The organism is Pelagibacterium xiamenense, assembly GCF_021166475.1.
Taxonomy (GTDB): domain Bacteria; phylum Pseudomonadota; class Alphaproteobacteria; order Rhizobiales; family Devosiaceae; genus Pelagibacterium; species Pelagibacterium xiamenense.
In genome coordinates this window covers 1,082,511-1,100,623 of the sequence record NZ_JAJOYS010000001.1, presented here as the reverse complement: position 1 = coordinate 1,100,623, position 18,113 = coordinate 1,082,511, and the positions used below count along the sequence as shown (strand labels likewise).

Annotated in this window: 19 protein-coding genes; 10 read left to right on the top strand and 9 right to left on the bottom strand. The window is 63.3% G+C overall.

Annotated elements, in window-relative coordinates:
* Positions 1–79: 79 nt before the first annotated feature.
* Together LSG43_RS05385 and LSG43_RS05380 are read left to right on the top strand one after the other, a co-directional pair.
* Positions 80–1,492, top strand: a complete 1,413-nt coding sequence (locus LSG43_RS05385; protein WP_231801837.1) for an FAD-binding oxidoreductase — start codon at positions 80–82, stop codon at positions 1,490–1,492.
* A gap of 57 nt (positions 1,493–1,549) precedes the next feature.
* Positions 1,550–2,110, top strand: coding sequence for a hemerythrin domain-containing protein (locus tag LSG43_RS05380; protein ID WP_231801836.1), 561 nt, complete (start codon positions 1,550–1,552; stop codon positions 2,108–2,110).
* Here the strand turns inward: LSG43_RS05380 and LSG43_RS05375 are convergent.
* Entirely contained in the window at positions 2,107–3,123 is a 1,017-nt protein-coding gene (locus LSG43_RS05375) for an NAD-dependent epimerase/dehydratase family protein (protein ID WP_231801834.1), read from the bottom strand. The two genes, LSG43_RS05380 and LSG43_RS05375, sit on opposite strands and share 4 nt — an antisense overlap.
* Positions 3,124–3,209: 86 nt before the next feature.
* Here LSG43_RS05375 and LSG43_RS05370 point away from each other — a divergent pair, with 86 nt between their 5' ends.
* From LSG43_RS05370 to LSG43_RS05355, 4 genes are all read left to right on the top strand, one after another.
* Positions 3,210–3,758, top strand: coding sequence for a TetR/AcrR family transcriptional regulator (locus LSG43_RS05370; RefSeq protein WP_231801833.1), 549 nt, complete (start codon positions 3,210–3,212; stop codon positions 3,756–3,758).
* Positions 3,759–3,801: 43 nt separating this feature from the next.
* Positions 3,802–5,055 carry a glycerate kinase type-2 family protein gene (locus LSG43_RS05365; protein ID WP_231801832.1) on the top strand — a complete coding sequence of 418 codons (1,254 nt, stop codon included), beginning with the start codon at positions 3,802–3,804 and terminating at the stop codon, positions 5,053–5,055.
* Between the two features lie 242 nt (positions 5,056–5,297).
* Positions 5,298–5,882 (top strand): hypothetical protein, encoded by a 585-nt coding sequence (locus tag LSG43_RS05360; RefSeq protein WP_231801831.1) that lies wholly within the window; start codon positions 5,298–5,300, stop codon positions 5,880–5,882.
* Positions 5,839–7,464, top strand: coding sequence for a hypothetical protein (locus LSG43_RS05355; protein ID WP_231801830.1), 1,626 nt, complete (start codon positions 5,839–5,841; stop codon positions 7,462–7,464). The genes LSG43_RS05360 and LSG43_RS05355 overlap by 44 nt, the downstream gene beginning before the upstream one ends.
* Positions 7,465–7,558: 94 nt before the next feature.
* On the opposite strand, the gene LSG43_RS05350 is transcribed toward LSG43_RS05355, so the two are convergent.
* The 3 genes from LSG43_RS05350 to LSG43_RS05340 all read right to left on the bottom strand — a co-directional run bounded on the left by LSG43_RS05350 (position 7,559) and on the right by LSG43_RS05340 (position 9,955).
* On the bottom strand, positions 7,559–8,032 hold the full coding sequence (locus LSG43_RS05350; protein WP_231801829.1) for a DUF2975 domain-containing protein: 474 nt from the start codon (positions 8,030–8,032) through the stop codon (positions 7,559–7,561).
* 157 nt (positions 8,033–8,189) lie between these two features.
* Positions 8,190–8,627 (bottom strand): VOC family protein, encoded by a 438-nt coding sequence (locus tag LSG43_RS05345; RefSeq protein WP_231801828.1) that lies wholly within the window; start codon positions 8,625–8,627, stop codon positions 8,190–8,192.
* Positions 8,628–8,728: 101 nt separating this feature from the next.
* Complete coding sequence (locus LSG43_RS05340) at positions 8,729–9,955, bottom strand: MFS transporter (RefSeq protein WP_231801827.1); 1,227 nt, start codon at positions 9,953–9,955, stop codon at positions 8,729–8,731.
* A gap of 122 nt (positions 9,956–10,077) precedes the next feature.
* Between LSG43_RS05340 and LSG43_RS05335 the strand changes: the two genes are divergently transcribed.
* Positions 10,078–10,677, top strand: coding sequence for a TetR/AcrR family transcriptional regulator (locus LSG43_RS05335; protein ID WP_231801826.1), 600 nt, complete (start codon positions 10,078–10,080; stop codon positions 10,675–10,677).
* 9 nt (positions 10,678–10,686) lie between these two features.
* Here LSG43_RS05335 and LSG43_RS05330 read toward each other — a convergent pair whose 3' ends face one another.
* The 3 genes from LSG43_RS05330 to LSG43_RS05320 all read right to left on the bottom strand — a co-directional run bounded on the left by LSG43_RS05330 (position 10,687) and on the right by LSG43_RS05320 (position 14,598).
* Positions 10,687–13,146: an EAL domain-containing protein gene (locus LSG43_RS05330; RefSeq protein WP_231801825.1), complete on the bottom strand. Its 2,460-nt coding sequence runs from the start codon at positions 13,144–13,146 to the stop codon at positions 10,687–10,689.
* 100 nt (positions 13,147–13,246) lie between these two features.
* Positions 13,247–13,480 carry a hypothetical protein gene (locus LSG43_RS05325; RefSeq protein ID WP_231801824.1) on the bottom strand — a complete coding sequence of 78 codons (234 nt, stop codon included), beginning with the start codon at positions 13,478–13,480 and terminating at the stop codon, positions 13,247–13,249.
* A gap of 371 nt (positions 13,481–13,851) precedes the next feature.
* Entirely contained in the window at positions 13,852–14,598 is a 747-nt protein-coding gene (locus LSG43_RS05320) for an SOS response-associated peptidase (protein WP_231801823.1), read from the bottom strand.
* Positions 14,599–14,645: 47 nt separating this feature from the next.
* Here LSG43_RS05320 and LSG43_RS05315 point away from each other — a divergent pair, with 47 nt between their 5' ends.
* From LSG43_RS05315 to LSG43_RS05305, 3 genes are all read left to right on the top strand, one after another.
* On the top strand, positions 14,646–15,053 hold the full coding sequence (locus LSG43_RS05315) for an NUDIX domain-containing protein (protein ID WP_231801822.1): 408 nt from the start codon (positions 14,646–14,648) through the stop codon (positions 15,051–15,053).
* A gap of 25 nt (positions 15,054–15,078) precedes the next feature.
* Positions 15,079–15,435 carry a TIGR02301 family protein gene (locus LSG43_RS05310; protein ID WP_304622645.1) on the top strand — a complete coding sequence of 119 codons (357 nt, stop codon included), beginning with the start codon at positions 15,079–15,081 and terminating at the stop codon, positions 15,433–15,435.
* 109 nt (positions 15,436–15,544) lie between these two features.
* Positions 15,545–15,823: a hypothetical protein gene (locus LSG43_RS05305; protein ID WP_231801818.1), complete on the top strand. Its 279-nt coding sequence runs from the start codon at positions 15,545–15,547 to the stop codon at positions 15,821–15,823.
* Between the two features lie 22 nt (positions 15,824–15,845).
* On the opposite strand, the gene tdh is transcribed toward LSG43_RS05305, so the two are convergent.
* Together tdh and LSG43_RS05295 are read right to left on the bottom strand one after the other, a co-directional pair.
* Positions 15,846–16,868 carry an L-threonine 3-dehydrogenase gene (gene tdh, locus LSG43_RS05300; RefSeq protein WP_231801817.1) on the bottom strand — a complete coding sequence of 341 codons (1,023 nt, stop codon included), beginning with the start codon at positions 16,866–16,868 and terminating at the stop codon, positions 15,846–15,848.
* A gap of 8 nt (positions 16,869–16,876) precedes the next feature.
* Positions 16,877–18,070 carry a glycine C-acetyltransferase gene (locus tag LSG43_RS05295; RefSeq protein ID WP_231801816.1) on the bottom strand — a complete coding sequence of 398 codons (1,194 nt, stop codon included), beginning with the start codon at positions 18,068–18,070 and terminating at the stop codon, positions 16,877–16,879.
* Positions 18,071–18,113: the final 43 nt, after the last annotated feature.

Genomic DNA, 18,113 nt, shown 5'->3' with positions numbered 1-18,113 from the left:
CCCCATCGACGTAGCCGAGACCTTGCCGGTTGTGGCATAACGGGTTTCGAAAGACGAAAGCGGACCTTGAAGACGCGCGATGCCTCTTTCCCAGGATCAGGTAATTTACGCACTCACCGAGTTGCTCGGCGCCGACAGCGTGATCTCCGCTCCGGCGGAAATGGCGGGCTATCTCTCCGAGCCGCGACGGCGCTTCACCACCAAGGCGCGCGCCGTCGCCCTGCCTCGCACGGTCGCCGAAGTGCAGCGGGTGATGGCCTGGGCACACGAGACGAATGTGCGGGTCATCCCGCAGGCGGGCAACACCGGGCTCGTAGGGGGTCAGGTGCCGCTTTTCGGCGACGAGGTGATCGTTTCGATTTCCCGGCTCAAGGGCGTGCGCGATGTCGACGCGGCGGCGGGACATATGACGCTCAATGCCGGCACGACGCTCGAAGAGGCGCACCAGATCGCCGAGGATGCGGGTATGCTGTTTCCGCTCCACATCGCCTCTCAGGGGTCTGCGCGAATCGGCGGCGTCCTGGGGACGAATGCCGGCGGCGTTCAGGTTCTCTCCTATGGGAATGCGCGGGAATTGTGCATGGGTGTGGAAGCCGTCCTCGCCGATGGCACGCTCTATCAAGGGCTCACTGCACTAAAGAAGGACAATACCGGATACGATCTCAAAGACCTCTTCGTGGGCTCCGAGGGAACGCTGGGGATCATCACCGCGGCAACGCTCAAGCTCTTTCCCAAGCCGGCCGATTATGAAACGGCGTTCCTCAACGTCGCATCGCCGGATGCCGCCCTTCATTTGTTCGCTCAACTGCGAGCGCGCGCGGGCCATACGCTGACGGCGTTCGAACTGATGCCGCGCATCGGGATCGAATTTCAGCTCAAGCACGGCATGATCGAGCACGATGTCGCCGCCGCACCTTCGCCGTGGCACGTTCTGGCAGAGATTTCGGTGCCCGAGGGCGTGGCGCCCGGAGCTCTGATGGCCGCGCTCGAACCGGCCTTCGAATCCGGGCTCGTCACCAACGGCGCGATCGCAGAATCCCTGGCTCAGCGCGAGGCGATGTGGCAGGCGCGGGAGCAAATGTCAGAAGTTCAGTCGCGCGAAGGGGGCTCCATCAAGCACGATGTGTCGGTGCCGGTGGCGGCTGTGCCCACGCTTATCGAACGGGGGGTGAAGGCCGTAGCCGACGTAGTTCCGGGCATTCGGCCGGTGCCGTTCGGGCACCTGGGCGATGGCAACATTCATTTCAATTTCAGCCAACCCGATGGCGCAGACCAGAAAGCCTTCATGGCGGGAGCCGAACCGGTACACAAGGCCGTTTACGCTGTGGTGCGGGAGCTTGGCGGATCGATTTCCGCCGAGCACGGGATCGGCCAGCTCAAGACCGGCCTTCTCGCCGAAGTGAAAGACCCTGTCGCCATGGCAATGATGCGGTCGATCAAGTCCGCGCTCGATCCCAAAGGGATCTTGAACCCCGGCAAGGTGCTGGGCTAGCAATCGGCGCCGCGCTGACTACATTGACCAAACCCGCAAACTTCAGGCCTCACCCCAATGCTCCTCGACATCACTTTTCTCGATGATTCCACGCGTCCGCGCGCGCCCAAGCTCGAAAACGTCACCGCGGCTCAACGCCGTCCGGGACTGCATTTAAAGATGATCCACGACCATTTGCGGCAGAACGTGACGACGCTGCGCCAGGTGGTGAAGGCGACAGCCAAGGGCAAAATGACGGCACAAGAGGTTGAAAAGGCTGTCGATTCGCTCGAGCTGGTATCCAACTACCGGCAGTTCGGCAACCTGTGTGGCCAGCATTGCCAGATCGTTCACGCCCACCATTCGATCGAGGATGCGCATATTTTCCCGGCGCTTTCGGAAAAAGGCGAGGCGTGGAAGAAGGTGACCGACCGGCTCGTCGAGGAGCACAAGGTGGTCCACGAGTTGCTGGTGCGGCTCGTGGATGCGCTCAATGCACTGGCGCAAAATCCCAGCCAGGAGAACTTCGAAACCGCCAGCGAGATCAACGACGCACTGGGGCGCGTGTTGCTCTCGCATCTTGGCTATGAAGAAGAATCGATCGGCGACGCGCTGGGATATTTCGAGATCGGCGTCTAGACCAGCTTGTGGGCGATGAGGCTTTCGCCCGTCGCCGCGACGGCGTCCTCGGCTATGATCAGCTTGCGGCCGAGGAGCATTTCGGCGGGACCGGAATCGAGGCGTTTGAGCACGCCAAGTTCACCCAGATTGCTGCGTATGTCCTTGTCGAACAAGGCATAAATCCGGACAGCCCAATCCGGCATCTCGATCTTTGGGAGCTTGGACGCATAGTGGGGGAAACGCTTGCGGAGCATCCCCGCGATCTCGAACAAGAACAGCGGACGCTCGCCCGCCGGGACGCGGGTTCCGCCGACTTCGCCGGTCAATGCGGCCACGTGCGCGGCGGCGACGTCGCGGACGTCGACGACGACGAACGGCATGCGCGGGGCCGCGGGAACCGTGCCGTTGAGGAGCCTCAGGACGATCTGGGCCGAGGTGCCGGGGTCCTCGTCGAGGAGCGGGCCGAGGATGCCGGCGGGGTTGATGGTGACGAGGTCGCTTTGCCGGCCGGCGGCGCTCATCAGTTCCCATGCGCGGCGTTCGGCGCGGGTCTTTGACTCCACATAAGCGGTGACGCCGCGGCCCTCCAGGTCGGTCCAATCGGCGGCTGTGAAGGGCGCTGTGCGGGACGCATCGTGCCCGTAAGCTATTGCAGCCATTGAAGAAGTCAGGACGACGCGTTCGACGTTCGCGGCCAGTGCGGCGGTGAGCGCGCGCTCTGTTCCCTCGACCGCGGGGCGGATCAATTCGTCTTTGTTTTCAGGCATCTGGAGGACGAAGGGGGATGCGGTGTGGAGGAGGTAGCGACAGCCCTCCATCGCCTCTTTCCAGCCCTCGTCGCGGTTGAGATCGAGGGCGACGAATTCGAGGTTCGTCGTGTCAGCGCCAGCGTTTTCAAGGGTTTGGCGGACCTTGTCAGCCTTTGAAAGGTTGCGCACACTGCCGCGGACACTGTATCCGGACTTGAGCAGGGCCAGGGCAACGTGGCCGCCGAGGAAACCCGAAATGCCCGTGAGAAGAACACGATCCATGATGATAGCCTCACTGTCAAAACTGAACGATATATATGATATTCGTTCAATTCGTTCAATACCACGATGACACAATGGGACAATCGATGAAAAGCCGCGACCGTCGGAAGCGGATTCTGGAGGGGGCCGAGGCGGTGATCCTGCGCTCGGGGCTCAAGGGCACGACCATGGAAATGATCGCCCGCGAGGCGGGCGTCGCCAAGGCAACGCTCTATAGCTACTTCCCCGACAAGGAGGCGATCTATACGGCGCTTGTCGAGGTGATGGCCGAGGGCAAGCTGGCGGCGTTTCATCGCGGGATCGGCCAGGATGGGCCTTTCGATGAACGGATCGGCGAGGCGCTCGCGGGAAAGCTCGGGGTCGCCGCCGATCTTCTGGCGCGCTCGCCGCATGCGGACGAGCTTTTGAACGCGCATCACCGGCTGGCGGGCACGCTCAAGGCGCTCGACAACCAGGTGGAGGCCGAGCTTGCCGGCGTTTTGGCCGCCGAGGGCGTGCCGGACCCGGAGATAACCGCGCGCATGCTGCTGGCGTCCGCCTACGGCATTCTCGCCAAGATCCCCGACCCCGAGGAAATGCGCAAGGCGATCCGGCTGCTCGCCAAGCGGGTGCTTGGTGGCGGGGATAAATCGTAGTAGCCATCCAGTTATCCCCCAGCCCGAACGGAGCCCCTGCCCCATGAAACACCGCGACCTGCTCGAAGCCATGTTCAAGGCCGCCGTCGATGCCGCCGACCCGATGACGGGGATAAAGGCGCATCTGCCGGCCAAGCCCAGGGGCAAGACGGTGGTGATCGGCGCAGGCAAAGGCGCCGCGCAGATGGCGGCGGCGTTCGAGACACTCTGGGGGGAGCCGGTCTCCGGGGTGGTGGTGACGCGGTATGGCTACGGGTGCGAAACGCGCACCATCGACATCCTCGAAGCGGCACATCCGGTACCCGATGCTGCGGGGCTCGAGGCCGGGCAGCGGCTCCGCTCGGAGATCGCCGGGCTTACCGAGGACGACCTCGTCGTCGCGCTCATCTGCGGGGGCGGATCGGCGTTGCTGCCGGCGCCGCCGGAGGGGATGACCCTTGCCGACGAAATCGCCGTCAACGAGGCGCTGTTGGCCTCGGGGGCGCCGATTTCGGCGATGAACACGGTGCGCAAACATCTTTCGACGCTCAAGGGCGGACGGCTGGCGGCGGCGACACGGGCGCCGGTTGTGAGCCTTATCGTCTCTGACATTCCCGGGGACAACCCGGCGCATGTGGCCTCGGGTCCCACTGTGCCCGACCCTGCGACGCGCCACGATGCGCTCAGGGTGGTCGCGCAATATGGGCTCGACCTGCCGCCCGCCGCGCTCGATCATCTCAATTCCCCGGCCGCCGATGCGCCCATGCCCGACGATCCGGTCTTCGCCCGCGACAGCCACCACATTATCGCCTCGGCGGGGGTTTCGCTGGAGGCGGCAGCGCAAGTGGCGCGGGAGGCGGGCTTTACCCCCGCGATCCTTTCGGACGCGATCGAGGGGGAAGCGCGCGAGGTGGCGGGGGTACACGCGGCCATCGCCCGCGAAGTGCTCCGCCGCGACCGGCCGTTCGCAAAGCCGGCGGTGCTGCTTTCGGGCGGGGAAACCACGGTGACGATCCGCAAAAAAGGCGGGCGCGGCGGGCGGAACGGCGAATTCGCCCTGGCCTTCGCTCTGGGGATCGAGGGCGAAAATATCGCGCTGTTGGCCGCCGATACGGACGGGATCGACGGGTCGGAAGACAATGCCGGGGCGTTCGCGGACGGGGATACGGCGGCGCGGATGCGGACAGCGGGCCTGGACCCGCGCGGGCTGCTCGATGCGAACGACAGCTATGCGGGGTTCAAGGCGGCAGAGACGCTGTTCGAGACCGGGCCGACGGGGACGAATGTGAATGATTTTCGGGCGGTGGTTGTGGGGTAGAGGTGCCAAACACGGATTCGGCGAGGGTCGCGCTACGGAGTGCCGTCGTCGCTGGAGCAGGGGTGCGCGGTAATGGCCGGCGCTCTGGCTCGACGGGAAACTACCTCACTTCGGTCATACAAATCCAAGTCGCGAAGGTATAAGAGTTGCCACTGCCGCTGTTCTGAAAGTCCGAACTACGATTGTGCGATCTCGTTGTTTGTCACAAATTGAGCGCACGATTTCTATCGAGAGGATTCGGTTTGTTGCCGACTGTCCAGAAAGTGGTGAGTTTCCGTCAGGAGCAAAACATTGCCTACCTGAAGCAGCGCATTGGTGACTTCTCCCCTATTTTCAGAAAGATCCGCAAGCATATCCAGTTCGAGGGCCGGGCCGCCACAATTCACCGGCATGACGACACATCTGATCCCACTAAATTCCAGCATGCTACCGGCGAAATGACAGTGCGCCGTGCTGCTATGAGGGCATTTGGCCTTCCGGAGGTTGCCAGTGCCTACGATAACGTCGCTCGGCAGTTCGCGCAGCAGCAGGAGAAGATGATGATCGAGATGATGAACGACGTCACTGCCAAGACCGGAAACATTGTAAACGGCAATGGGCAGCCGCTCGGCGCAGAGATGCTTCTCGAGCTTTTCGAGAAGATGGAACATAATTTTTCGGTCGATGGTGTGTGGTTGCCACCGACGTTGTGGGGCGCGCCAGAAATGACCAATGCACATGCTGCCGCCATGGCGGACCCCGCCTTTCAGCGGGAATTGGGCAAACTCTTGGGTAGAAAACGAAATGAGCACCGTCGTCGAGAGGCTGGTCGAATCTTGGCTGGATAACCAGACTGAGCGACGATATCAGGCTGCGTTTGTCCAAATGCTGATATCGCTTGGTTGGTCCGTGTTGCACAGCACGCGACATTCGGCATTAGAATTTGGGAAGGACGTTGTCGCCAGAAATCCAGAAGGCACGCTTTATGCGTTTCAGCTTAAGGGCAACCCAGGATCGCGGCTTACCAAAACTGAAGCGCAGGGATTGGTACCGCAGATCGAAGAGCTAAACAAAGTCCCACTTCCCAGTAACATTCGCGGGGGCCGCGAGCGTCACCACGCAGTTTTGGTAACAAATGGTGAGATTGACGAGGAGGCACAATCACTCTTTGCGCTCATGGCCGCGGATGTAGGAGAAACAACTGCCGCCATCTCATTCAAATGGTGGGGTCGAGGAGAGTTGCTTGCTCTGTTTCTGTCTACAGCACGGCAAGTTTGGCCCACTTCACCCAAAGGAACCAGAACTCTCCTCAACCTGATGGCAACTGACGGCAGGGATTTGCCCGACCTGGCGGCATTCACCGAAGTCTTGGTGGAGACAGCACCCGTGGAAACGGGAAAAGCGTCTGCGTCACTGCTCAACTCGCGGGTATCATCAACACTGCTAATTTCTGAGATAGCAAAAGCCAAATGGTATGAGGAGGACAATCACTATGCCTTGTATCAATTGACGATCATCGCGACGATTTACGCCTCACGTTTCGTGCGGGGGAATAAAAGGCGGAAGGCGATTGTGCGCGGCTATGTCCGCCTTGTGGAATCCCATGCGCAGGATCTAATGCAAGAGGCGCAAGATGCGTTTTTCGAGCCGACGACCACATGGACTGGTGGCGACCCACTGTCGGAAGTCGACATAATGTGGCACCGGCGGAACCTTGTCGCCGAATGTGCCGCCTTCCTTCTTTTGTCAAAGCCGGACGAAGATAGCGGGTATGATCGTGCCTACGCTAGGGAGATGGTTTCAGCCAGTTTGGCCGAGCCGAATCTGTGGGGTGAGGGCGCTATTCCATCGCTGATTATGCGGTACTGGTCCGTCTATAAATGGGGCGGCATTTCCGCCGAGCTCGGCCTAGCAGACATTCTCCGACAGCTCATGTCAGTTAGCCGTGGCCGCGTGCAAAATACAATTCCTCTTGCTAGTCCGTACTATGATTTCTCGTCCTGCTGGGCGCGTTCGCAAGGAGCCTTTTGGCTTGCCGACCCCCGTATCCTCGAAGACTCCTTTGATGAGCGAATGTGGATGGCACGCACCCTCCTCCTGATGCTGGCGAAGCGAAATATGAAGGTCACCTGTAAGCAGCTATGGCAGGATTTCAGCCATATCCTTCACGAGTCCATGTCAATAGCTCCGAGTCATTTTCGGGATTGCCTACTTTCGGGAGAAGGTGAACTCATTAGCCGGACTTACTATGCGCTGAACTGGCAAGATTTGCTCCAAGAAGTGCGTGGGCTCGAAGCTGAATGTGACCATCTCTCCGACTTCGAAGATGCCCCTTGGATTGTAGCCGCCTACGTTTCTATAGTTCCCTATCGTGCGTGGGAACCTGTAATGATGTGGCTAGACAGGCAGCTATGCAGCACTTGGCACTAGAGGTCAGCCGGAGCGGAAGTCATATCGGTCGGACCCGAGATGTCCGCAGTCGCAACTGAACCACCCTAGGCCGACGGTCCGCTTGCCACCCCGATCACGTCCTCCTTGAACCCATGTCCAAGGTGTTTTGCAATGTTGTCTCAAGCACGAACGCTGCAGCGGCGATCACGGCTGAGATGAAAAGCAGCACGAGAGTTATGGCGACCCCGCCCGCTATGTCATCGTGACCGCGTACGACAATGAAGAAGTAGGCTTGTGCCGCCAACAGCAACGCGACGAGCGCTATCGCGCAGTATTTTATGATCCGTAGCGCTCTTATGGAGTTCGTTGAGAAGACCTTGTTTCGCCCAATGTGTCCGAGCAGTTTGAAGGCTTGGTAGAGCGCCACGAAAAAGGGCGCGGACGCGATGTATGCGGAGGCGAGGAACGGATCGTTGAGATAGATCTGGACGAGGGTGGCGCCTGCGTTCCGGCCTTCGAGGTGGGGGGCCCAGAGCATGGCAGCGAGCGCGCCCATGCCGATGAACACGATGACGGCCTGAAGGAATAGCGTCGGGCTTTTTTTCATGATGACCGGTCCCAACCGAACGATCGGTGGCGATATTAGTCCGGTGCCGGTCCTTGCGCCATATGGTTGTTGACCGCCGCATTCATGCCGGTCGGGAAACCGTCCGCGGGTCGGGCGGTGTGGCGTTGGGCGGGGGTAAAAGCTCCCCTCTCCTCTCTCAGTCCAGTTCCTCGGCGAGGCCGATGAGGAGGTTTTCGGGGCCGCGGATGTAGCAGAGGCGGTAGGCGCTTTCGTATTGAACGAGGTCGCCCACGAGCTTCGCGCCGTGGGCGGTGAGCCGTTCGAGGGTTTCCTCGATGTCGTCCACGGCGAACATGACGCGGAGGTAGCCCAGGGCGTTGACCGGGGCGTTGCGGTGGTCGGCGGCGACGGGGGGTGCGAGGAAGCGGGAGAGCTCGAGGCGGCTGTGGCCGTCCGGCGTGCGCATCATGGCGATCTCGACGCGCTGGTCGCCCAGCCCGGTGACGCGCCCGGCCCATTCGCCTTCGACCATGCCCTGCCCTTCAAGTTCGAGGCCGAGTTCGCCGAAGAAGGCGATCGCCCTTTCGAGGTCTTCGACGACGATGCCGACGTTGTCCATCCGCTTGAGTGCCATATCGCCGCCCTCCTTTGTGTCCCGGGGGCACGCTACAGGGTGTCGCCGGGGCTCACAATGGGGGGGGCGCCCGGTTGAAGCGCCCCCTGCCCGGCCTGGATTTATGCGGCGGGCTGCAGGGCCTGGGCGCCGCCGGCGTCGTGGCGGTCGCCCGAGAGGGTGCGCTGGGCGAGGGCGACGATGAGCATGGCGGCGGTGCCCGAGCCGACCGAGACCCAGAAGCCGTTGTGCGCGCCGAAGGTGTCGACGACCCAGCCCGAGACGAAGGCGCCCAGCGCCATGCCGATGCCGATGCCCGTCATGACCCAGGTGACGCCCTCGGTCAGTATGGCTTCGGGGACGAGGCGCTCGATCAGCCCGAAGGCGGTGATGAAGGTGGGCGAGATGGCGATGCCGCTCACAAACACCGCGAAGGCCAAAAGCGCGACCGAGCTGCCCGCGAACAGAAGCGGGACGGCGGTCACCGCGAGGGCGGTCACGGCGATGAGCAACTGGCGCTGGAGCGGCATTTTGGGGTTGAGCGCGCCGAGGACGAGCCCCAGGACGAACGAACCCGCGGCGTAAACGCCGATGACGAGGCTGGCCGCGCCGGGGGCACCCAGCGTTTCGGTGATCGCAACGGCGCTCACTTCGGCGGTGGCGAACATGGCGCCGACGAAGACGAGCGCCAGAGTGATGACCTGGACGGGGCGCAGGGTGATGGCGGAGCGGGCCGGACCGCCCGCTTCAGCGGCGCGGACCTTCGGTTCGGTGGCGCGGTGAAGGAGGAAAGCCAGCGTTCCAAGCGTGAGGAAAGCCGTGCTGGCGAGCATGCCCGCCTCAGGGAATAGCGAAACCGCAAGGCCCACCGAGAGCGACGCGCCGGCGATGTAGATCAACTCGTCGACCGCCGATTCGAAGGCGAAGGCGGTATTGAGTTCGGGGCGGTTGCGGAAAATCTCGCTCCAGCGGGCCCGGACCATCGCCGACATGCTGGGCATGGCGGCGGCGATGAAGGCGGAGGCGAACAGGGTCCAAAGGGGCCAGTCCCGGTTGGCGGCGGCGATGAGGACGAGGAAGGCGGCGGCCGAGATGATCGTCGTCGGGGCGACGATGGCGGTTTGCCCGTACCGGTCCACGAGGCGGGAAAGCTGCGGGGCGGCGAAGGCGTTGGTGAACGCAAAGGTGGCCGAGACGGCGCCCGCGAGCCAGTATTCGCCATGGGTCTGCGAGAGCATGGCCACAATGCCGATCGGTGCCATGGCAATGGGCAGGCGCGCGACGAAGGCAGACGCCGAAAAGCCCTTTGCGCCTGGCGTGCTGAAGATTTTCCGGTAAGGGTTCGACATTGCGGGATTCCTTGATCAGAGCGGACCCGCCCCGTATATACATACGCGGCGTATGTGAGCGATGTAGCCACATACGTCTCGTATGTCAATTTAGATACGTCGCGTATGAAAAAGGATTTCGCATGCGCAAGCCACGCAAGGAAATGATTGCCGAAACCCGGGCGAAACTGCTCAAGGCGGCGCGGCGCGCGTTCGGCACGGTCGGCTACGCGGAGGCGTCGATGGACGATTTCACGGCGGAAGCGGGGCTGACGCGGGGGGCGCTCTACCACCAGTTCGGGGACAAAAAGGGGCTGCTGCAGGCGGTCGTTGCCGAGATCGATCACGAAATGACAAAACGGCTCGAGGCGATCGCTGAGGCGGCGCCCAATCTCTGGGACGGGGTGGTGCGCGAATGGACGGCCTATATCGAGATGGCGCTCGAGCCGGAAATCCAGCGCATCATATTCCGCGACGGGCCGGCGGTTCTGGGGGACATTTCGCAGTGGCCGGACACCAACGGGTGCATCGCGGCGCTGCGCGAGAGCCTCGACGCGCTCAAGGCGGACGGCGTGATCGGGGATATCGATACCGAGGCCACGGCGCGGCTCATCAACGGCGCGGCGAGCCACGCGGCGATGTGGATCGCGGCGTCGGACACGCCCGAGGAGACCTCGAAGCGGGCGGTCGCGAGCTTTACCGCGATCCTCGAGGGATTGCGGACGGTGCCGGCGGTGCGGTAGCGGCGGGGCCTAACGGCGCGCGCGGGCGAGGTTTGTAACCCCCGACTGGCGGAAGCGGGCGACGACGGCTTTGAGCGGTTCGGGGCGGTGCAGGTGGAAGCCCTGGCCGTATTTCACCTTGAGCGTGCGCAGGACGTCGAGGACGTCCTCGTCCTCGATCTTTTCGGCCACGACATTGTAGCCGACGGTCTTGGCGATCCGTGCGATGGACGAGACGATGGCGCGGTCGAACTTGCTTCTCACGAGGTTTTCGACGAAGGCCCCGTCGATCTTGATGCTGTCGATGGGGAAGCGGCGCAGGTACTGGAACGAACTGAGCCCGGCGCCGAAATCGTCGAGGCTGAGGCGGCAGCCGCGCTCGCGGGCACTGGCGAAGAAGCGCTCGGCGGCCTCGACATTGGTGAAGGCCGCGGTTTCGGTGATCTCGAAGACGATGTTTTGCGGAAGGGCGCCGCTGCGGCAGATCGTGTTGTCGACGAACGCCCAGAGTTCGGGGTCCGAAAGCGTCTGGGCGGAGAGGTTGATGCCCAGGGTCAGGCCGCCGGGCTCGGCCATTTCGGCGCCGAATTGGGAGAGCGCCCGGCGCAGGACCCAGCGATCGAGCATCGGGGCCATGCCGAAGCGCTCGGCGGCCGGGATGAATTCGGCAGGCGGAATGAACCGCCCGTCCCTGTCGGTGAGGCGCGCGAGGACCTCGACGCGCCCGCACGAGGTGTAAGGATCGTCGATACGGCGGAGTTCCTGACCGTAAAGCTGCAGGCGGCCATCCTCCTTGCCCTGGTTCACCTCCGCCATGATTTTGGCGGAGGTCAGCCCGAAGCCATGGCGCGACCACTCGGTCGAAAATACCGCAAAGCGATTGCGGCCGGAGGTCTTGGCCGCGTAACAGGCGTCGTCGGCGCGGGCGAGCAGGTCGGCCGGCAGGGTGCCGGCGTCGGCGAGCTCGGCTATGCCGATGCTGGCGCCAAGCGGGGGGTGCGCCCGCGACGGCATGACCTGGAGCGTGCCGACGGCGGCGATGAGCGATTTGGCGACCTCCTCGGCAGCGCGAACGTCTCCGGGTAGAAGGATGACGAACTCGTCGCCGCCCAGCCGGGCGGCGGAAGCGCCCTGGGGCAAACGGGCGCGGATCAGCTCCGCCAGGGCGCGGAGCGCGTCGTCGCCGGCGGCATGGCCGCCATAGTCGTTGAGGGCCTTGAAGTAGTCGAGGTCGAGGTAAAGCAGCGTGAAGCGTTCGGAGGGGACCTTGTCGATGGCGTGCCGCAGCACGTCTTCGAGGGCAGAGCGGTTAAGGAGGCCGGTGAGCGCGTCGTGCCGGGCGGCGTGGGCGAGTTCGCGCTTCTTGAGCCACTCGCTCGTCATGTCCTTGAGCGAATGCACGGCGCCCAGGATGCGGCCGTCCTGGGCGCGGATGGGGCTGTTGGTGAGGCGCACGAGGATGGGCTCGCCTTTTCTGGCAAGCACCAGCACGTCCCGGTCGAGGGGAGTATCCGAGGCGAAGGGAGGCGCCTCGGCGCTGGCCTGCGCGATGACCTCGGAAAAGCGGCGCCCCAGAAGCGCAGCCTCGTCACCCAGAAGGGCCTGGGCCGCGCGGTTGACGAAGTTGATATTGCCCTCGATGTCGGAACTGACGACACCGTCGTCGATGGCGCGCAGGGTGACCTGGAAGCGCTCTTTTTCAGCCTCGAGGGTTTCGGCGGCGACAACTTCGTCGGTGACGTCCCGGATCGAGCCGATCAGCCGCTTCCAGCCGTCCTTCTCGGCGTATTGGGCGAGGGTTTCCACGTGCCGGACGGCGCCGTCGGCGCGCACGATGCGATAGCGCAACACGGTGGTTCCAGCGGATATCTCTGCGGCGGCGGCATGGGCGGCCTCGGCGCTGGCCCTGTCTTCGGGGTGCAGGAAGCTGTGCCAGGTGCTCCTTTCGAGTTCCTCCGGACCGGGGCCCAGGCCGAAGATCTCGCGGGTGCGCTGATCCCAATAGCTTTTCTCGGCGACGGGGTCGAACTGCCAGATGCCCATGCGGGCGGCTTCGAGGGCGAGGTCGAACTGCCAGTTGGTCCGTTCGAGTTCGAACTCGGCCGTTTTTTGCGGGGTGATGTCGGTCTGGACGCCGATGACGCGGACGGGCCGGCCCGCTTCGTCCCATTCGACGACCCCGCCGCGGTCGAGAACCCAGATCCAGCGGCCGCTCTTGTGACGCAGGCGCAGTTCGGTTTCGATCCCTTCGGCGTCGCCATAGATGTGCTGCTCGCCACTGCGGATGGCGCGTGCGCGATCGTCAGGGTGGGTCAGCTGGAGCCACAGATCGCTCGCTTCGGGGAGTTCGCCCGGCGCGTAACCGAGCATCGCGTACCAGCTGTCGGAATAAAAGCAGGTGTCGGTGCGCAGATCCCAGTTCCATACCCCCATGCCGGCGCGCGTCAGCGCGCTCTTCCAGAGGTCGGGGCTAAAATCTGTTGTATTCATAGAGTGTCTCCAGCTGGCGCCATTTTGGCAAGAAAGCCGGAAAGACTTTGTTAAGCCGCGTGTTACGGGGGAAAAGCGGCCTTTTCAGGACCGGCGGCGCTTACGCCACCAGTCCGTTGGTGTCGTCGGGTGTGTCGGTGAAGGTTTCGCCGAACTCCCCTGCCCCGTCGACGAGGGCACGCGCGGCCTGCTGCGCGGCGGCGACGGACTCGAAAACTTTGCCTTCGAGCGGGAAGACGCCGAGCTTCACGGCCATGAAACGGAAGTCGCCATCGCCGGGAACGACGACGCCTTGGGGTTCACCATGGACAGAGATAACAATCGGCTTGGTCATTTCGAAAAGTCTCCGAAGCGATCCGCCCAAACCCTGGGACGGTGCTAACAGTCTAATGTGAGGGTCTTGTGACGGCGGTGTGGCGTTATCGCGCTACGCGCCAGGTCCAGGAGCTACACATCGAGTCCGTATGTCGTTTGCATACGGAATACGTGGAGACGGACGCGGTCAGGCGTGCCCAAACTGTTAGTGTTACCATTATGCCGAACTCCAGCCTGACCTTTCGGAACGCCTCTGTGAGGCGTCGCGGAAGGTCTTTTACCAAGAACATGCGTGGAAATCGAGCCCCCTTGTGCCAAATGGTCACACGAAGGCGAAAAACTTCCCGCGCAGTGAACGGCAAATGGGGAACACCGTTCCCGGTTTAAAGGCTAGAAAAGGTCGAGCTGGGACGGTTTTACCGGCTTGACGTCCTCAGCTTTGTCCGAATCCGGGGACGGCTTTTCCACAGCGACCGGCGCAATCAGATCTTCGCCCTCGTTGCGAGCGGAATTGACGCGGCTGGACACCGGATGGGCGGTCATCGTGCCCTGGGGGGCGGAGCGAATCGCCGCGAGCGCGGTTCCGGCATCGGTGCCGCGGACGTCGAGCCAGGCGTCGAGATCGGCCCTGTCGAGGATTGCGGGCATGCGGTCATGGATATGGACGAGGTCGGGATTGGCCGGGACGGTTATGACCGCGGCGCTGTCGATCTCCTCGCCGTTGGGGCCCATCCAAGTGGCGTAGAGACCCGCCATGGGGAGCGGCTCGCCGGAGGCAAGGGCGATATAGTGGGGGATCTTCGTGCCGTCAGGGGCGCGGTGCCATTCGTAATAGCCCGAGGCAGGAACGACGCAGCGGTGGTGCTTTACCGAATCGCGGAAGGCGGGCTTTTGCGCCATGGATTCGGCGCGGGCGTTGATGATGAGCGGGAACTCGCGCGGGTCCTTGACCCAGGCGGGCACGAGCCCCCAGCGGGCGAGCTTTGCGGCGCGGGCACCGGATTCATCGCGCATGACCGACAGAATCGGCTGGGTGGGCGCAATATTGTAGCGTGGCGGGTACTCCGGTACATTCCGAACCCCGAACAGGGTTTCCATCGCCTCGGATGGCAGCGTGAAAGCGTAGCGTCCGCACATGAATATTCGGCTCCTTACCGGGCCGTTATAGCAAGAGGAAGCGCCGCATGCAGCCCAATGCCTGCTCGATTGCCCTTTTGAACGGCAATGCGGTGCTTTTGATCCAGCGCGCCTATGCACCCTTCGAGGGGCTATGGACGCTGCCGGGCGGGCGGATGGATTTGGGAGAAACCCCCATCGAGTGCGTCAAGCGCGAGCTGTTCGAGGAAACCGGGCTGATCGTCAGCGCGCCGGCGCAGGTTCTGACCGAAACCGTCGGCGAGGGTGCGATGCGATACCGGCTGGCGGTGTTCACCGCGCGGCATCCGTTCCGGGCGCCGATGGTCTGCGACGAGATCGCCAATTGGGACTGGGTGCTGTTGGAGGAAATCCCCCGCTACAAGACGACGCCGAACCTTGCACGGATCGTTGCGGCTTGCGCGCGGCATCTGGATAGCTATGGATATGCGTCGTAGCTAACGGCTTGCCGGGGTTTTCGTTCTGAAGCGTCTTGTTGTCATCCTTGCCGCCCTTTTGCCCGGCGCCGCGCTGGCGGTCGATCCGCCCTATCAGGCACAGATGGAGCGGCTTTCGGAGATTCTGGGCAGTCTTTATATGCTTGGCCCCCTGTGCGGCGGCGACGAGATCGACTGGCGGTCGCAGATGGCGGAGCTGATCGCGCTCGACGAACCGGACGCGGACCGGCGGGCGCGGCTCGCGGGGGCCTTCAATGCCGGGTACGAGTCCTATGCGCGATTCTACCGCACCTGCACGCCGTCGGCGGAACTGGCCCTCGAACGCCTTCTCGACGAGGGTGCGGCGCTGGCGCGCGATATCCACACACAATTTGCCGAATAGGCCGGAAGCCGGGGCTTTCGGTCGGGATTTGCACAGATTTCGACGTCGGCATTAACCAATTGGTCATTTGTTCTTAGCAGTGCCGCAAAGCCGTGATAACACTCGGCTTATGAGCATTTGGCGCAGCACATTTCCGTTTTCCGCATCCGTAGCCGGCCTTGAGGCCGAACATGAAGAGCGTCAGATCGCGCTCGAGTATCTCGCGGACGCATGGAACGCCGCGGACAGCGACGGGGTGGACACGCAGGCGCTCGCGCACGCCGCGATGTTCGCGGCAATCGCGACGCTGGTGAAGGATCACGGCGAAGAGGCCGTGGCCAAGATGATCGGCGATATCCCGGACCGAATCAGCAACGGGGAATACTCGCTGGATCGGGTACTGCAATAGCGGTTCCGGCCGCCCGGCTTTGCTACCACTCCAGCACGATCTTGCCCGCGCCGCCCTGGATGGCGGACTGGAAGGCCGTGTCGAAATCCTCCGCGGGGAAGCGGTTGGTGATGACGGGGCGGACGTTGAGGCCGGATTCGAGCATGGCGAGCATCTTGTGCCAGGTCTCGAACATTTCGCGCCCGTAGATGCCCTTCAAGGTCAGCATTTTCAGGACCAGCCTGGCGAAATCGTATTCGAACGGTTTTGCCGGGAGCCCCAGCATGGCGATCTTGCCGCCCATGACGAGGTGATCGGTCAGCGTTGCGAGGGCGGCGGGGGCGCCGCTCATTTCGAAGCCCACGTCGAAGCCCTCGTTCATGCCGAGAGATCTGACGATGGCGCGCAGGTCGTCGGACGTATTGGCGGTCACGATCTCGGGCTCTGTCTTTTTTGCGAGGTCGAGCCGGTTGTCGTTGGGATCGGTGATGACCACGTGGCGGGCACCGGCGTGCTTGGCGACCGCGGCGCTCATGATGCCGATGGGGCCGGCGCCGGTGATCAGGACATCCTCGCCCACGAGATCGAAGGCGAGCGCGGTGTGGACGGCGTTGCCCAGCGGATCGAGGATGGCGCCCATCTCGTCGTCGATCGCATCGGGGAGCGGGACGATGTTGAAGGCGGGGACCTTGACGTATTCGGCGAAGGCGCCGGGGAGGTTGACGCCCACGCCCTTTGTCTCGGGGTCGAGATGGAAGCGCCCTGCCCGGCTGGCTCGGGATTTGAAGCCGATGACGTGGCCTTCGCCCGATACGCGCTGGCCGACCTTGAGATTGGTGACCGCAGAGCCGAGTTCGGCGACGGTGCCGCAATATTCGTGGCCGATGGTCATGGGGACCGGGACGGCGGACTGAGCCCAGGCGTCCCATTTATAGATGTGCAAATCGGTGCCGCAGATGCCGGTTTTGGTCACCTTGACGAGAACGTCGTCGGGTCCGAGTTCGGGGACCGGAACCGTTTCCATCCAGAGGCCGGGTTCGGCCCTGGCCTTGACGAGAGCTTTCATGGTGCGGGTCATCGGACGGTTTCGAGCTCCCTGCGTGCGGCGACAAAGGCGTCTATGGCGGCGGTGATATCGTCGTCGGTCAGGGCGGCGGACATCTGGGTGCGGATGCGGGCCTTTTCGCGCGGGACGACGGGGAAGGAGAATGCCGAGACGAGGACGCCACGCTGCTGCAGGGCGCTGGCCATGGCGCCCGCCTTGGTGGCATCGTAGAGCATGACCGGAATGATGGGCGTTTCGCCGGGAACGAGGTCGAAGCCGGCATCCGTCAGCGCAGTGCGGAAGCGGTTGGTATGGCGGGCGAGGGTTTCGCGGCGGTCGTCGGCGGCCTCGGCGATCTCGATGGCCTTGATGGCGCCGGCGGCGACCGCTGGCGGCAGGGCGTTGGAGAAGAGATAGGGCCGTGCGCGCTGGCGGAGGATATCGATGACCGGCTGCGGGCCGGCGATGAAGCCGCCCATGGCGCCGCCGAGGGTTTTGCCGAATGTGCCCGAGACGATGTCGACGCGATTGCCGGCGCCGGTGAGCGCAGGCGTGCCTTTGCCCTTTTCGCCAAGATGGCCGGTGGCGTGGCAGTCGTCGATCATGACGGCGGCGTTGTGGCGTTCCGCGAGGTCGCAGATTTCGGGGAGTTTGGCGATATAGCCGTCCATCGAGAAGACGCCGTCGGTGACTATGAGCTTGAAGCGCGTGCCTTCGGCGCTGGCGATCTTCAATTGCGTTTCGAGGTCGTCCATATCCGAGGTGGCGAAGCGGAAGCGGCGGGCCTTGGAAAGGCGCACGCCGTCGATGATCGAGGCGTGGTTGAGCGTGTCAGAGATAATGGCGTCGTCGGGACCCAGCAGGGTTTCGAAGATGCCGCCATTGGCATCGAAGCACGAGCCAAAGAGAATGGCGTCGTCCTTGTCGAGATAGCGGGCGATTGTGGCTTCCAGCTGCTTGTGAAGCTCATGGGTGCCGCAGATGAAGCGGACCGAGGCCATGCCGGAGCCGTATTTTTCAAGCGCGGCGACGCTGGCGGCGACGACTTCGGGGTCGTCGGCGAGGCCGAGATAGTTATTGGCGCACAGGTTGACCATCTCCCGCCCGCCGACCTTGACGCGGCCGGACTGGGACGACCCGATGGCCATCTCGTGCTTTTCGAGCCCGTCGGCACGGATGTCCTCGAGGGTGGCCGAGAGGTGCTCGGCAAGACCTTTCATCATGGGATAGTCTCCTCAACTCGCCTCTAACGGCTAGCGCGACGCG

Coding starts and splice junctions, on each gene's coding strand:
- LSG43_RS05385 (WP_231801837.1), top strand. CDS start 80: ATGCCTCTTTCCCAGGATCAGGTAATTTACGCACTCACCGAGTTGCTC.
- LSG43_RS05380 (WP_231801836.1), top strand. CDS start 1,550: ATGCTCCTCGACATCACTTTTCTCGATGATTCCACGCGTCCGCGCGCG.
- LSG43_RS05375 (WP_231801834.1), bottom strand. CDS start 3,123: ATGGATCGTGTTCTTCTCACGGGCATTTCGGGTTTCCTCGGCGGCCAC.
- LSG43_RS05370 (WP_231801833.1), top strand. CDS start 3,210: ATGAAAAGCCGCGACCGTCGGAAGCGGATTCTGGAGGGGGCCGAGGCG.
- LSG43_RS05365 (WP_231801832.1), top strand. CDS start 3,802: ATGAAACACCGCGACCTGCTCGAAGCCATGTTCAAGGCCGCCGTCGAT.
- LSG43_RS05355 (WP_231801830.1), top strand. CDS start 5,839: ATGAGCACCGTCGTCGAGAGGCTGGTCGAATCTTGGCTGGATAACCAG.
- LSG43_RS05350 (WP_231801829.1), bottom strand. CDS start 8,032: ATGAAAAAAAGCCCGACGCTATTCCTTCAGGCCGTCATCGTGTTCATC.
- LSG43_RS05345 (WP_231801828.1), bottom strand. CDS start 8,627: ATGGCACTCAAGCGGATGGACAACGTCGGCATCGTCGTCGAAGACCTC.
- LSG43_RS05340 (WP_231801827.1), bottom strand. CDS start 9,955: ATGTCGAACCCTTACCGGAAAATCTTCAGCACGCCAGGCGCAAAGGGC.
- LSG43_RS05335 (WP_231801826.1), top strand. CDS start 10,078: ATGCGCAAGCCACGCAAGGAAATGATTGCCGAAACCCGGGCGAAACTG.
- LSG43_RS05330 (WP_231801825.1), bottom strand. CDS start 13,146: ATGAATACAACAGATTTTAGCCCCGACCTCTGGAAGAGCGCGCTGACG.
- LSG43_RS05325 (WP_231801824.1), bottom strand. CDS start 13,480: ATGACCAAGCCGATTGTTATCTCTGTCCATGGTGAACCCCAAGGCGTC.
- LSG43_RS05320 (WP_231801823.1), bottom strand. CDS start 14,598: ATGTGCGGACGCTACGCTTTCACGCTGCCATCCGAGGCGATGGAAACC.
- LSG43_RS05315 (WP_231801822.1), top strand. CDS start 14,646: ATGCAGCCCAATGCCTGCTCGATTGCCCTTTTGAACGGCAATGCGGTG.
- LSG43_RS05305 (WP_231801818.1), top strand. CDS start 15,545: ATGAGCATTTGGCGCAGCACATTTCCGTTTTCCGCATCCGTAGCCGGC.
- tdh (WP_231801817.1), bottom strand. CDS start 16,868: ATGAAAGCTCTCGTCAAGGCCAGGGCCGAACCCGGCCTCTGGATGGAA.
- LSG43_RS05295 (WP_231801816.1), bottom strand. CDS start 18,070: ATGATGAAAGGTCTTGCCGAGCACCTCTCGGCCACCCTCGAGGACATC.